Source organism: Bradyrhizobium sp. USDA 327 (genome assembly GCF_041262065.1).
In the GTDB taxonomy this organism is placed as follows: domain Bacteria; phylum Pseudomonadota; class Alphaproteobacteria; order Rhizobiales; family Xanthobacteraceae; genus Bradyrhizobium; species Bradyrhizobium liaoningense.
The window spans coordinates 7,969,752-7,983,077 of record NZ_JBGCCW010000001.1; the positions used below are offsets into that span (position 1 = coordinate 7,969,752).

17 protein-coding genes are annotated in these 13,326 nt (G+C 64.9%); 7 read left to right on the plus strand and 10 right to left on the minus strand.

Annotated features, from left to right (window positions below; all coding sequences use genetic code 11):
* The first annotated feature begins 52 nt into the window (after positions 1–52).
* Complete coding sequence (locus ABIA42_RS37580; RefSeq protein WP_370115971.1) at positions 53–1,069, plus strand: alpha/beta fold hydrolase; 1,017 nt, start codon at positions 53–55, stop codon at positions 1,067–1,069.
* A gap of 14 nt (positions 1,070–1,083) precedes the next feature.
* Positions 1,084–2,031, plus strand: coding sequence for a fatty acid desaturase (locus ABIA42_RS37585; protein ID WP_370115970.1), 948 nt, complete (start codon positions 1,084–1,086; stop codon positions 2,029–2,031).
* Positions 2,032–2,087: 56 nt separating this feature from the next.
* Here the strand turns inward: ABIA42_RS37585 and ABIA42_RS37590 are convergent, their stop codons facing one another.
* Together ABIA42_RS37590 and ABIA42_RS37595 are read right to left on the minus strand one after the other, a co-directional pair.
* Positions 2,088–2,336: a hypothetical protein gene (locus ABIA42_RS37590; RefSeq protein ID WP_028179940.1), complete on the minus strand. Its 249-nt coding sequence runs from the start codon at positions 2,334–2,336 to the stop codon at positions 2,088–2,090.
* A gap of 137 nt (positions 2,337–2,473) precedes the next feature.
* The gene (locus ABIA42_RS37595; protein WP_370115968.1) at positions 2,474–3,454 is read right to left on the minus strand and encodes a helix-turn-helix transcriptional regulator; all 981 of its coding nucleotides are present in this window, start codon (positions 3,452–3,454) and stop codon (positions 2,474–2,476) included.
* Between the two features lie 86 nt (positions 3,455–3,540).
* On the opposite strand from ABIA42_RS37595, the gene ABIA42_RS37600 reads away from it, so the two are divergent.
* Positions 3,541–4,185 (plus strand): glutathione S-transferase family protein, encoded by a 645-nt coding sequence (locus ABIA42_RS37600; RefSeq protein WP_370115967.1) that lies wholly within the window; start codon positions 3,541–3,543, stop codon positions 4,183–4,185.
* 221 nt (positions 4,186–4,406) lie between these two features.
* Here ABIA42_RS37600 and ABIA42_RS37605 read toward each other — a convergent pair whose 3' ends face one another.
* From ABIA42_RS37605 to ABIA42_RS37615, 3 genes are all read right to left on the minus strand, one after another.
* On the minus strand, positions 4,407–5,192 hold the full coding sequence (locus ABIA42_RS37605) for an enoyl-CoA hydratase/isomerase family protein (protein ID WP_370115966.1): 786 nt from the start codon (positions 5,190–5,192) through the stop codon (positions 4,407–4,409).
* Positions 5,193–5,318: 126 nt separating this feature from the next.
* Positions 5,319–5,537: a hypothetical protein gene (locus ABIA42_RS37610; protein ID WP_370115964.1), complete on the minus strand. Its 219-nt coding sequence runs from the start codon at positions 5,535–5,537 to the stop codon at positions 5,319–5,321.
* Positions 5,538–5,643: 106 nt separating this feature from the next.
* On the minus strand, positions 5,644–7,089 hold the full coding sequence (locus tag ABIA42_RS37615) for a TAXI family TRAP transporter solute-binding subunit (RefSeq protein ID WP_370143726.1): 1,446 nt from the start codon (positions 7,087–7,089) through the stop codon (positions 5,644–5,646).
* A 388-nt stretch (positions 7,090–7,477) separates the two neighbouring features.
* Here ABIA42_RS37615 and ABIA42_RS37620 point away from each other — a divergent pair, with 388 nt between their 5' ends.
* The gene (locus tag ABIA42_RS37620) at positions 7,478–7,825 is read left to right on the plus strand and encodes a DUF3307 domain-containing protein (protein ID WP_050995144.1); all 348 of its coding nucleotides are present in this window, start codon (positions 7,478–7,480) and stop codon (positions 7,823–7,825) included.
* A gap of 266 nt (positions 7,826–8,091) precedes the next feature.
* On the plus strand, positions 8,092–8,490 hold the full coding sequence (locus tag ABIA42_RS37625) for a hypothetical protein (RefSeq protein WP_271529863.1): 399 nt from the start codon (positions 8,092–8,094) through the stop codon (positions 8,488–8,490).
* On the opposite strand, the gene ABIA42_RS37630 is transcribed toward ABIA42_RS37625, so the two are convergent.
* A complete protein-coding gene (locus ABIA42_RS37630; protein ID WP_370115962.1) occupies positions 8,487–8,801 on the minus strand; it encodes a YkgJ family cysteine cluster protein in 315 nt (104 codons plus the stop codon). The two genes, ABIA42_RS37625 and ABIA42_RS37630, sit on opposite strands and share 4 nt — an antisense overlap.
* A 5-nt stretch (positions 8,802–8,806) precedes the next feature.
* Positions 8,807–9,505, minus strand: coding sequence for a YafY family protein (locus ABIA42_RS37635; protein WP_061029950.1), 699 nt, complete (start codon positions 9,503–9,505; stop codon positions 8,807–8,809).
* 127 nt (positions 9,506–9,632) lie between these two features.
* Here ABIA42_RS37635 and ABIA42_RS37640 point away from each other — a divergent pair, with 127 nt between their 5' ends.
* Positions 9,633–9,908, plus strand: a complete 276-nt coding sequence (locus ABIA42_RS37640; RefSeq protein ID WP_271529860.1) for a hypothetical protein — start codon at positions 9,633–9,635, stop codon at positions 9,906–9,908.
* A 38-nt stretch (positions 9,909–9,946) separates the two neighbouring features.
* A complete protein-coding gene (locus ABIA42_RS37645; protein WP_370115960.1) occupies positions 9,947–10,675 on the plus strand; it encodes a glutathione S-transferase family protein in 729 nt (242 codons plus the stop codon).
* Between the two features lie 193 nt (positions 10,676–10,868).
* Here ABIA42_RS37645 and ABIA42_RS37650 read toward each other — a convergent pair whose 3' ends face one another.
* The 3 genes from ABIA42_RS37650 to ABIA42_RS37660 form a co-directional block, all read right to left on the minus strand.
* Entirely contained in the window at positions 10,869–12,020 is a 1,152-nt protein-coding gene (locus ABIA42_RS37650) for an ABC transporter substrate-binding protein (RefSeq protein ID WP_370115959.1), read from the minus strand.
* Between the two features lie 90 nt (positions 12,021–12,110).
* On the minus strand, positions 12,111–12,530 hold the full coding sequence (locus ABIA42_RS37655; protein ID WP_271529855.1) for a thioesterase family protein: 420 nt from the start codon (positions 12,528–12,530) through the stop codon (positions 12,111–12,113).
* A gap of 9 nt (positions 12,531–12,539) precedes the next feature.
* Positions 12,540–13,301, minus strand: a complete 762-nt coding sequence (locus ABIA42_RS37660; RefSeq protein ID WP_271529854.1) for an SDR family NAD(P)-dependent oxidoreductase — start codon at positions 13,299–13,301, stop codon at positions 12,540–12,542.
* Positions 13,302–13,326 lie beyond the last annotated feature (25 nt).

The window sequence follows — 13,326 nt, forward strand, 5'->3', positions numbered from 1 at the left end:
GCATCGCGGAAGCCGTGGGGATTTGCGGCCTCCGTGAGCGGGAGCTGAATGCATGGCGGCGCAGCGCGACTACGAGATATTCGAGGCCGGGGACGTCCTGCTCCGGTCCGGGACCGTCTTCCCCTCCCTGAAGCTCGCCTACAAGACCTACGGCACGCTGAGCCCGGCCCGGGACAACGTCATCCTCTATCCGACCTCGTTCAGTGCGCAGCACACCGATACTGAATGGCTGATCGGGCCCGACGGCGTGCTCGATCCTACGCGTTACTTCATCATCATCCCGAACCTGTTCGGCAACGGTCTGTCGTCCTCGCCGTCGAATACGCCCGCGCCCTTCCCCGCGGTGACCTATCACGATGCCATCGCGGTCCAGCACCGGCTGCTCGCCGAACGCTTCGGCATCTCAAGGCTTGCGCTGGTCTATGGCTGGTCGATGGGCGGTATGCAAGCCTATCACTGGGCCGCGCTGCACCCCGACATGGTCGAGCGTGCCGCGGTCGTCTGCGGCAGCGCCCGTTGCGCGCCCTACAATTACGTCTTCCTGGAAAGCGTGAAGGCCGCGCTCACTGCCGATCCCGCCTTCCGCGACGGCCGTTTCGCCGAAAAGCCCATTGCCGGCTATCGCGCCATGGGGCGCGTCTATGCCGGCTGGGCGATGTCGCACGGCTTCTATCGCGACGAGCTCTGGCGCGAGGCCGGCTTCAATTCGCTGGAGGATTATCTCGTCCGTGCCTGGGACGCGACGTTTGCGCGGCGCGACGCCAACGACCTCCTGGCGCAGATCCGGATCTGGCAGAATGGCGACGTCAGCCGCTGCCCGACATTTGCGGGCGATCTCGATCGGGCGCTGGCGGCGGTCAAAGCGCACATGCTGCTGATGCCGGGCGCGACCGATCGCTATTTCGACGTCCGCGACAACGAGGACGAACTCGGCCGGCTCGTCGGCGCGAAATCGGCCGTGCTGCATCCGATCCCATCGCTGCATGGCCATCGCGCCGGCAACCCCGTCAACAATCCGCGCGACCAAGCCTTCATCAAGGCCGAGATCGCCGCGCTTCTGAACAAGTAGGTCAGCAACCGATCATGAGCGACGCAATCGTTTCAGAGCCTGGTCATCGCCTGAAGCCGCTGACACCGGCCATGCTGCGCGAATTGTCGGTTCGCTCCAATGTCAGGGGGGCGGCGCAGAGCCTTGGCCATTACGGCGTGATCCTGCTGGTGGGCGCGTTGATCTGGAAGGTTTCGTCGACATGGGGCGTGCTCTGGGCGCTGCCGCTGATGGTGGTGCAGGGCTATGTCGTTGCCTTCCTGTTCATGGCGGTGCACGAGACCGCGCACAAGACCGCGTTCAGGAGCCGCGGCCTCAATCTCGCGGTGGGCTATCTCTCGGCCTTCATCATCGGACTGCCTTACGAATATTACTGCCTGTTTCACTGGGACCATCACCGCTACACGCAGAATCCGGAAAGGGATCCCGAGCTGATCGTCGGGGTGAAGCCGGCATCCGACACGCAGCTCGCGCTCGCCTATAGCGGCCTGCTCCAGGTCGCCGGCCGGCTGCGGCTGATGCTTGGCCATGCGCTCACCGGCAAGGTCACCGTGCCCTGGATCCCCGAGAGCAAGCGCGCCGTCATCGTGACGGAGGCACGAATCCATGTGGCACTGTATGCGCTGCTGCTCGCGCTCTCACTCTGGTTTTCCTCGGCGCTGCTGCTCTGGGTCTGGATCGTGCCCCTGATCATCGGGCAGTTCTTCCTGCGGCCCTACCTCTACGCCGAGCATACCGGCTGCGACCGCACCCGCAGCGCCTTCCACAACACCCGCACCACCTATACCGGCGCGGTCGTCAAATGGTTCGCGTGGAACATGCCCTACCATGTCGAGCACCACGCCTATCCCTCGATCCCCTTTCACGCGCTGCCGAAGCTGAACGAGATCGTTGACGGCGAGATCGTCCATCGCGGCCGCGGCTATATCAGAACGACGCGCGAGACCTGGGCCTGGTTTCGCCGGCAGCGGCAGGCCGGCTAGCCAGACGCAAAGGCCCCGATCGCGTTGCGATCGGGGCTTTGCCGCGAGGGGAGATATCAGTAGATCCCGTAGGCGCAGACATTCACGACGCGCACGCGCAGGCCATGACGGGTCCGGACGAGGCGCTCCTGGTAGCAGTTGCTGACGCCCGTGTTGAGGTAGATACCGCCAACGCCCCAGCCGGGACCCCAGTGGTGATGACCGTGATGGTGATGGAAGCCGCCCGCCGAGGCCGCGGTGGGCGCGAGGGCGGCAACACCGAGCGAGCCGGCAGCGATCAGACCGAGAGCAAGCTTACGAAACATCTTCATTCTCCATTTGGCGCAGGGGCCATTGTTGTGTCCCTGCATCTCGGTCGAGATGAGATGCGATCGCGTTCACACGGGATGCGGAGAATCGTGTTTCAGGATTGTTTCGTGGGCTGCGACAAAGTGTGCTGCCGTCAAGCTTTTCGCACCGCGCGATAGCGCACGGCCATCGCCTGCGTCAGCTCGATCATCTTCTCGCGGAGATCGGCGGGCTCCAGCACTTCGGCCTCGGGGCCGAGCCGCAGCAATTCCGCCGCGGCGTGCCACGACGTCTTGCCGACCGGGACTCGCGCAATGCGCCAGCCATCGGCATCTACGGTCTCTTCAAGCTGCGTGCGTGCCTTGACATAGGGCTGGCTCAGCGCGTCGAGCAGTTTGACGCCGAACGGCGACAGCCGCACGATCGCGACATTGGGATGCATCTCGGCCTCGAGGCGCAGCGTCGCGGCCTGCCAGTACGCAGCGAGATCGAAGCCGGCGGGACGATCGAAACGGTCGTCGAGCGCCGTGCAGTCGAGCACGCGCGCGACGCGATAGGTGCGCACGCTGCCGTCGACCTGGCCGGCGAGGTACCAGCTGCCGCCCTTCAGCACGAGGCCGAGCGGCGCGACGCGGCGTTGCTTCTCCGTGCGCCAGCTCTGGTAGCGGATCTTGATCAGCGTCCCGCGCAGAACGGCGCCGGCAATGGCGCGCAGGTGCTTTGGGTCTTCCGCCTCGCCGAACCAGCCCGGTGCGTCCAGATGAAAACGTTCCTGCATCCGGCCGGCGTCTTCGCGCAGATTCTCGGGCAGGGCAGCCATCAGCTTGTTCTGCGCGGCGATCATCGCGGCGTCGAGCCCGAGCGCCGCCGCCGGGCCGGGCAATCCCGCCAGGAACAGCGCGCCCGCCTCGCTCTGCGACAGGCCGTTCAGCCGCACGCGATAGCCGTCGAGCAGGCGATAGCCGCCTTCCGCGCCGCGGTCGGCGTAAACTGGGACGCCGGACGCCGCGAGCGCGTCGATGTCGCGATAGATCGTGCGCACCGAGACCTCGCAGGCCTCCGCGAGCGCGGGCGCGGTGACCCGTCCCCTGGCCTGGAGGGTGGTGAGGATCGACAGCATCCGGCTCGCGCGCATGCTCCCTTAAACCATACCTGACAGAGGATGTCAGGTATGGCCCGCTACAAGCTGCGCCATCGCCAAAAGGCCAGATGGAGACCGCCATGACCGATCCGAACCGCATCACGCTGTATTACTCGCCGCAAACGCGCGCCACCGGCACGCGGGTGCTGCTGGAGGAGCTGGGGGCTCCTTACGATCTCCACGTTCTCAACATGAAGGCCGGCGAGCAGCGCATGCCCGCCTATCTCGCCATCAACCCGCTCGGCAAGGTGCCGGCAATCCGCCATGGCGAAGCGCTGGTGACGGAGCAGGTCGCCATCACCATCTATCTCGCCGACCTGTTTCCGCAGGCCGGCCTCACCCCTGCCCTGAACGATCCGCGGCGCGGCCCCTATCTGCGCTGGATCGCATATTACGGATCGTCGTTCGAGCCGGCCCTGATCGACAAGTTCATGCAGCGCGAGCCGGCGCCGATCACGCAATCGCCCTATGCGGATTACGACACCATGCTGGGTGCGCTCGAGGCGCAGCTGTCGGAGGGCCCGTATCTGCTCGGCGAGCGCATGACGGCCGCCGACGTGTTGTGGGGCGTTGCGTTCAGCTGGACCATGATGTTCGGCATCGTGCCGAAGAAGGACGTGTTCGTCCGTTATGCCGAACGCATGACGGCACGACCGGCGTTCCAGCGTATCAATGCGGCGGATGATGAAATGGCCGCGCAGCATGCGGCTGCGGCTGGAGGATAGGCGGCTCGTGCCTCATTCTCCGCTGTCGTCCCGGGCAAGCGCAAGCGCAGACCCGGGACCCATATCCACAGGATTTGGTTTTGCGAAGACTCGGAGTTGCCAGCCTCGCGCCGCAACTTCTGCCTGTGGCTATGGATCCCGGATCGGCGCGCGCTTGAGGCGCGCTTGTCCGGGACGACGGCGGAGTGTGAGGCGCGCTCTCGTGCACACCAACCGATCCCTTAAAACCGCGGTGCCCGCTTCTCGGCAAACGCCTTGATGCCTTCCTTGATCTCGTCGCCGCGCATGCTGTCGCGGTGGCGCTGGTCGGCGGCGGGTTCATCGAGCTCGCCGCGGGCGAACTCGTTGATGGCGCGCTTCATGCCGCGCATCGCCTGCGGGGCGTTGCCGGCGAGGGCGCCAGCGAGCTTGTCGACTTCCTCGTCGAGGAATTCCACCGGCACCATCGCGGTGAGATAGCCGATACGCAGCATCTCCGGCGCGCCGATCTTCTGTGCGGTCAGGAACAGTTTTTTCGCATTGTCCACGCCGAGACGCGTCACGTAGCGTTTGATGCCGCTCGGGTAATAATGCAGCCCAAGCCGCGCCGCCGGCATGAACATCTCCGCGGTATCGACGCCGATCCGGAAATCGCAGGCGAGCGCGAGGTCGGTCGCGCCGCCATAGACGCCGCCGTTGAGCCGGCAGATGGTCGGTACGCCCAAATCCTCCAGCCGATTGACGACCACCTCGAAAGCCGAGCCGGCGCTCTGCTGCTCGCTCGCGCTGACCGCGCGCTCCGCCACCGAGTTGAGATCGTAGCCCGCGGAAAAGGCACGCCCGGTGCCGGTCAGCACCAGCACGCGAATATCGGGATCGGTCTCGACCCGGTCGAACAGTCTCGTCAGCTCGCCGAGATCCTCCGCCTGGAGGCGGTTGAGATGTTTCGGTCGATTGAGACGGATGGTGGCGCGTGCGCCGGTGATCTCGATCAGGGGGCCGGTGGCTGCCTCGGCGGTGTCCGACATTCTTGTCTCCATTGTCGGCGCCAAAGTGCCCGCCCCGGCGGAGGCCGTCAACGACGGGCGCAGGCAGTTTCATTGGCACGGCTGCACCGAGCGCGCTCGTCCGTGCCGCCGTCGCTCATGGAGTGCCTACTTGAAATTTGGCGGCTCGTCGTAGCCGCGGCGGCTGCTGAAGAACAGCAGCACCATGAGCCCGACGCCGACGATGACGGAAAACCCCGCGCCCAGCGCCAGCGCCACATAGCCTTCCGTCGGGATCGGCTCGCCTTCCACCGTCATTGCGGAATAGGCGAAGTAGCTGGCCGCCGCCAGCATGGCCAGCAGAAGGATGATAAGGAGTGCACGCATGCCGCATTCTCCGGTTGCAGCCGGAAAGCCAACAATTGCGAATGGGTGGAGTTCCAGGCGGCCGGCTGACGTGCGGCGCGGCGGCGGGCGGCCCCAAACCGGCGGATCAGGCGCTCTGGGCGGTCTTCACCACCACGACATTGCTGTCGTCCAGCTGGGCCGGGCCAACATCGCCCACCGTCTTGTCGGCTTCGCCGGCATGACGTTTCAGATAGTCGCGGCGCATGCCGATCTCGTCGCGGACGAACTCGTAGCCGAGCTTGAAGGTGTCGAGCCCGTCGGTACTGATCGTGCCGTCTCTGAGGCCGATAACGGCACCGCGCAAGATGGCCTCCAGCTCGTCCTGGAGACATTCGAGCTGATCCAGCGAGTGGGCGTGCTCGATCCGCTCGCCGATGTCGAGGATGGCGGTCGAGAGCTCGCTGGCCTTCTCCGGCGCGATCCTCGTGATCTTGGCGTAGATCGCCGCGAAGATCGAACCGATGATGCTGAGCGCGGCCACGCCCACATACATCAGGTCGCTGTACTTATCTATGAACGACTTGGTGTCGTCGTTGATGTAATCGGCGGCGCCCCCGTGCGCGATCACGAACGCATCCTTCTCGACGGACGCGGGTTCTATCCTGGTGGCGAAGCCGTTGTCGAGGCCGAGCGCAGACTTGTTCTCGTAGATGATACGCGCGAGCTCGCCTGCCGTCGTCGGGGACATTCTGGATTGTGCGACCAGGAGCCATTCGAGCCCGATCGTGTCGAGATCGTCGTCGGGAATTTGCGGCGATGTCGACAACGTGCCTGCCGTCAGTGTCTCGCCGGAGATGCCCGGGAATTTGCGGGCCAGCATCTTCGCTTCGTCGATCGCGTTCAGCGTGAAGCCGCCGCGTCTGGCGACTTGCTCATAGGATTTGTCCCTGACGGCCCTGGAGGCGTGGACGACGGCGACCACCGCGCCAAAGCCGTTCGGCGGGGCAAACAGCCTGTCGAGCGTTGCGCTCTGCGGCGCCATCTGGACCCTCGCAGCCTCGGGGCCGTCCGGGACCTCGAGGATGCTGCGGACGAAGGCGAGCGAGGCTTCGTTCTCGGCGACGACCGCGACTTTCTTCTTCCGGAGCTCGGAGAGGGACTTGATCTTCTTGTTGCCGGGCCCGAGCAGCAGCACGAGATCATGCTCGAGGATCGCGAGCGTGCGCGCGCGCAGCGGCACCTTGGAGTCGCTGCGCAGGACGGCGAGGTCAGCCTGCTTGCGGTCGAATTGGGCGAGCGCCTTGGCGTTATCCGCGTTGTTGACGATCTCGATCCGGACGCGGGAGGCGTTGTCCTTCACCACAGTGGCGAGCTTGGCCGCGAACAGCGCTTCGTCACTGTCGGGAGCGCCGACGGCAAAGGTCAGCGTCTCCGAATTGTGCAGCAAGGCGCGACCGCCCCAGACGGCGGCGAACGACAGCAGCAGGGTCAGCACGACGTAGAGGAAAACCTGCTGCTGGTTTGTCTTGATCACCTTGGGGCGCCGGGGCGGCGGTTCGGTCGGGGATGAGGTGGGGCCTTCAGTACTCATGGCAGCACCTGGCCTTAATCTCGGATGGCGGTCGGCTCGCGGCGGGCGCCCTGCAGTTCGTAAATGTCTGAAAAAAGAAAGATATTCTCTGTCGCCGATGATAGCGCGACGGTAACAGAACGCAAATCTCGAGCCGGAGGTAACCGGACGCGACACGTCCGCGGCGATTGGTCATCCTATCACCAGTTAGCCACACTTGGCGATTTTCCGGTTCCCCCGGCTGCATTCCGCCGCGGGAAATGTCATAAATCGCGCGTCCCGGCGATTTGACCGGTCCAAGAAGAAGTTGCGCTGAACGCTCCAATTCTTCTCGTCACGTCAATGAGGCGTCAGCTTGTCGTTTCCACCCATGTCATCGGCGATTCCGGTTGAAGCGCTCATTGGCTGGATGTTGCTGCTCACCTTCAAGCACATCATCGCCGATTTCGTTCTCCAGACCGCCTGGATGGCGCACGGCAAGGACCAGAAGCATGGCTGGGCCCTGCCGCTTCTGGTGCACTGCCTGATCCACCTTGCCGTTGCGCTGCCGCTGATCCTGATCGTGGCGCCGAGATTCTGGTTCGTGGCGCTGATCGACTTCGCGATCCACATCACGATCGACCGCGCCAAGGGCTTCGTCTCCGCCAATTTCGGCGTCGACCTTGCGCATCCCTGGTTCTGGACCCTGATCGGCGTCGACCAGGCGCTGCATCACCTGACCGGCTTCGGCCTCTCCATCTTCATGGCGGCGAACTGAGGGCGGCCGTCCTGCCGCCCTTGGCTGGAAGCAATCGCTTGCATCACGAAAGGTCGTCATGCCCGGGCTCGTCCCGGGCATCCACGTTTTTCGCGGCTCTCCGTGGATGGCCGGGACAAGCCCGGCCATGACGCCGGGAGGGCATTTGCGCCCCGCGCCTCCGATTCGCGGCGAGGGCGCAAGCACCCCGGGCGACTACCGGGCAGCGTGGTTAACCTTTCGTTAGAGAATTGCGCTGCATCTTCCTGACACGAGGGAGAACTGCAATGTTTTCAAGCCGCGACACCTTTGAAAGCGATTTCTGCCCGGTCCGCGACGAGCTCCTTGGCGAAATGTATCGTGCCAGCGAGAGTGGGCTGCCGAGGCTGGTTGAGAGTGTTCCCCCTGACGCGCGCGCCAGGCTGGCGCTGTTCTGCTACCGTCGCAGCCATTTGCACTCGCTGGCGGTCGCGATCGCAGCGAGCTGCAGCGAGCGCGACCTGGTCGAGAACGGCGGCCGCGTCGGTTCGACGCTCTTCGCGCTGTCGCGCCAAGGCACGGCGAAATCTTCACCGTCGCTGTCCGGCGGGCGCAAGCCGATTACGCTGTCGACCAAGCCGCTCTCGGTGCTCGCACCGCTCGATGACGAGCTCGACGATGAAATCAGCGAACCCGTTCCCGCCTAAGCGCCTTCTATAACGGGCAACCCGAACTTCCGCCGTGCCATCGCGCATTCGGCGTCGCCCGGCATGCAGGTGCGGCACACCTCCGGCCGCACTTCGTAGATGCCGCAGGCCGTCATCCTTCCGATCTCTCCCTGCAGGGCCGAGCAGCGATCACCCTCGCAGCGCATGCCGGACTGGCGCGCATTGACCAGCCCTTCGGGAATCGCGGCAAGCTCTTCGTCGCTCTCGATCGAGAAGCGCGGCCAGTTTTGCGAATAGCCGCAGCAGGCGCCGCAACCCTGGCAACAACTCGACAGGTCGATCTCTTCCATCGTCCTCACGTATCCTTTGGCGGACCCCACACCAGGCTCTGCCGCCATCTTGCGCGCAGCACGTCGCGCCGCTCCGGATATTTCTCGTCGAGATAGGTCGCCTCGACCACGCGGTCGGTGCGGAAGCTGCGGAAGTCGCCGCGCAGCTCGCACCAGGCCGCCAGCAGCCGCACCGCTTCGAGATAGCCGACCGAGATCGGCCAGATCACGCGCTCGCTGGGGCGGCCCTGCTCGTCGCGATAGCGTAGCATGATCTTCTTGCCTTCGTGGATCTGGGTGCGGGTGCGCGCCATGTCCAGGCGGTCCGGTTCCCTGTTCCAGCTCGGCCGCGCCCGGCTCGCCGGCTCCAGCACGAAAGGCCGCAGGCGCTCAGGCACGGTGTCGGCGATCTTGGCCATCAAATCTTCGGCCGCGCGCGCCAGCGTGGAGTCGGCGTGGCCCGCGACCCATTGCGCGCCCAGCACCGCCGCCTCGATCTCGTCGGGTGTCAGCATGAGCGGCGGGAGGTCAAAGCCTTTCTCCAGAATGTAACCCATGCCGGCTTCGCCACGGATCGGCACGCGTTGGCCGATCAGCGTCGCGATGTCGCGATAGATCGTGCGCTTCGAGGTCTCGAGCTCGGCCGCGATCGCGTCCGCCGTCAGCGGCTTCCGCGTGCGCCTCAGCACCTGGATGATTTGAAACAGCCGGTCGGCGCGTCTCATGACAGGTCCCTTGTCGCTGCTTTTTTCCCGGTGGTCTTTTCAGAAGGCGGCGCGCGGCTGCTGACAGGATGTTGGCAGCAGGGGAGTTCTATACCGGGACAACACATCGACTGAAGAGGATTTGTCCATGATCATTCCAACCCATTTCGGCCCGGCCGGCCCGTTGTGGCGGAGCCAGCCTTTCCAGGTCCAGGCGTGGCAGGCCTGGGCATTCAGCCGCCTCGTTTCGCTTGATGTCACGGTCGTCGACCTCCGCTTTGCGCTCGCGACCGCCGTGACGCGTTCGCTGCTCCATGCCGCGGATGCGCTGGTCCGCCACGTGATGGGCCGCGCCTGGCGAGGGGCCCGCTTCGCAGAAGATATCACGGCTGCTGCCACCATGGTGGCAGCAGCCGGCCGCTAGGTTCCGTCAACTCGTTCGACAGGTTCAGGAGAGCCCGCATGATCACGCTTTACGGCTTTGGCGCCGGTTTCGGCCTGCCGGAAATCAGCCCCTTCGTCACCAAGACGGAAGTGCAGCTCAAGATGGCGGGGCTGCCTTACCGGAAGGAGCGGGCGATGCCGCCCGCTTCCCCCAAGGGGCAGCTGCCATTCATTGACGACAGCGGCGAGGCGGTGGCCGATTCCACCTTCATCCGCGCCCATATCGAGCGCCGCTACGGCTTCGATTTCGATGCCGGGCTCTCTTTGCAGGAACGTGCGCAGGCCTGGGCCTTCGAGCGCATGATCGAGCATCACGTCTACTGGGCGCTGGTCGGCGCACGCTGGGTCGATCCGGTCAATTTCGCCAAGGGGCCTGCGCATTTCTTCGACGGCGCGCCGGAGCACAACCGCGAGAAGCTGCGCGAGGATGCGCAATTCCGGGTCGCCGAGAACTATCTGCTCTCCGGCCTCGGCCGCCATGCGCCGGATGACGACGTCGATCTCGCGGTGCGCTCGCTGTTCGCGCTGTCGGTGCAGCTCGGCGACAAGGCGTACCTGATGGGCAGCAAGCCCTGCGGCGTCGATGCCACCGCATTCGGCATGCTCGCCGGCGTTCTTTCGCCGTTCTTCGAATCGGCTTTGCGCGAGCGCGCCGAGGGATTTCCAAACCTCACCGCCTATGTCGACCGCATGATGGACAATTACTATCCGGAGTTCGCTTGGACGCCGCTGCGGCAGGCGGCGTAGGAACGCGGCGTATCCGCTTCGTCATGCCCGGGCTTGTCCCGGGCATCCACGTTCTTCGCGCCGCGTGGCAAGGCGTGGATGGCCGGGACAAGCCCGGCCATGACGACCTCAGTGGCAATGCCATTCAAGAACCGAAAAACAAACGAGCCGGCCCGATGGGCCGGCTCTCGTCGTCTCAGATCTTTCGCCGCGCCTACTTCACCAGCATGTACTTGCCGTCCTTCACCGTGAGCAGGATGCGCGAGCGCTCGTCGAGGCCGTAGCGGTCCTTTTCGGTGAAGTTGTAGACGCCCTGGCTCGCCGCCAGCTCCTTCTCCGTCAGCAGCGCCTGGCGGATGGCTTCGCGGAATTCCGGCGTGCCAGGTTTTGCGGTTTTCAGCGCCTTCGGGATCACGCGCTTGAGGATTTCGAACGCGTCATAGGAATGGCCGGCGAACTGGCTGCGGCTGTTCGGGCCATATTTGGCTTCATAGGCCGAGTTCAGCGCGAGGCCCGGCTTCTTGGTAAGCGCGCTGTCCGGCTGGTCCTCGGGATCCATGACGGGCCCGGAGGCCATCAGCACGCCCTCCGCGGCTTTGCCGGCGATGCGGATGAAGTCCATGCTGGCAGCACCGTGGGTCTGGTAGATCAGGCCCTTGTAGCCGCGTTCGCGGAGCTCGGTCTGCGGCAGCGCGGCCGCGGTGCCGGAGGCGCCGACCAGAATCGCGTCCGGATTGGCGGCGACCAGCTTCAGCACCTGTCCGGTCACCGAGGTGTCCGGACGGGCAAAGCGCTCCTCGTCGACGATGGTCATGCCCATCGGCACGGCCTGGGCCTTGAGGTCGTTGAACCAGAGGTCGCCGTAGGAATCGGAATAGCCGATATAGCCGAGCGTCTTCACGCCCTTGGCCTTCATGTGATCATACAGCACCTTGCCCACGATCGGTATCGGCTGCGGCATCGCGACCGACCACTTCATGCGCTCGGGCGTGATCGGGAACGGCGCAAGACCGAAATGCGGGATGCCGGCTTCATTGGCGACGTTGGAGACCGCGATGGTCGGCGGCGTCAGCGCCGAGCCCATGATGATGTCGGCCTTGGACTCGGTCACGAAGCGGCGGGCGTTGGTGGTCGCGGTGGTGGGATCGCCGCCGTCGTCGAGCACGATCACCTTCAGCGGCACGCCGCCGATTTCCTTCGGCACGAATTCCAGCGCATTGCGCTCGGGAATGCCGAGCGCGGCGCCCGGGCCGGTCGTGGTGGTGGTGATGCCGATGGTGATTTCGCTGGTCTGGGCCAGCGCAGGCAATGCCGGCAGCGCCAGCGCGGCCGCGGTGATGGCGGCGGTCAGGTAAAAGCGTTTCATCTATTCCTCCCTTGACGAGTTTCTTTGAAAGCAGAAATCGGGGGGTAATTCAGCCCCCTCTTTTGGTGATGCGGCGATTTAGCTCCAGACTTAACTCCCCGTGAATTTGGCTACCATTTCCGCCGGGAATGGTGCGGATTTCAGCTTGTCGGGGTTAACGGGATCGCGGCCGACCAGGACGCGGGTCTCGAACCCCTCGAGCGCCAGCGCCTCGCCCTTGTAGACGTTGTGCTTCACCTCGAAGCTCGAGCGCTTGATGCTCTCGATCCTGGTTTCGATGGTGATCCAGTCGCCATAGGTCGAGGGGATGTAGAACTTGGCCCGCGTGTCGACCATGGGAATGCCAACCAGGCCGTATTTGCGGACCAGGTCCTGCTTGGAGAAGCCGGCGACTTCGAACAGGGTCGAGGTCGAATCGTCGAACATGGCGAAATAGCGCGGGTAATAGACGATGTTGGCGGGGTCGCAATCGCCCCACTGGATCTGGACCTCGCGCCGGTTCACGAACATCGCGGCGCCTTATTTCGGCGCCATGCGCAGCGAGCCGTCGAGGCGCACCACTTCGCCGTTCAGGTACGCATTCTCGACCATGTGCAACGCGAGCGCGGCGAACTCGTCGGCATTGCCGAGCCGGCGCGGGAACGGGATCGCTGCGGCCAGCGAGTCCTGGGCTTCCTGCGGCAGGTTGGCGAGCAGCGGCGTGAGGAACAGGCCGGGCGCGATTGTCAGCACGCGGATGCCGAACTGTGCGAGCTCGCGCGCGATCGGCAGCGTCATGCCGACGATGCCGCCCTTGGACGCCGAATAGGCCGACTGGCCGATCTGGCCGTCATAGGCGGCGACGGAGGCGGTGTTGATGATGACGCCGCGCTCGCCGGTCGCCTGCGGCTCGAGCTTGGACATCTCGGTTGCGGCGAGGCGCAGCATGTTGAAGGTGCCGATCAGGTTGACCTTGATCACCTTGTCGAAATCGGCGAGCGCCATCGGGCCGTCGCGGCCGACTACGCGCTTGGCAACGCCGATGCCGGCGCAATTGACCAGCACGCGGGCCGGGCCGTGGGCCTTCGTCGCCTGCGCGATCGCGGCTTCAGCGGAGGCGGCATCGGAGACGTCGCAGGTCACGGCGACGCCCTTGATCTCGGCGGCGACGGTTTCCGCGAGCTTGGCATTGAGATCGAACACCGCGACCTTGGCGCCCTGCGCCGCCAGTTTTCGCGCAGTGGCAGCGCCAAGCCCCGATGCACCGCCGGTCACGATGGCTGCCTGATCCTTCAACAACATGGCGTTCTCCTTTGGCGATGATTTC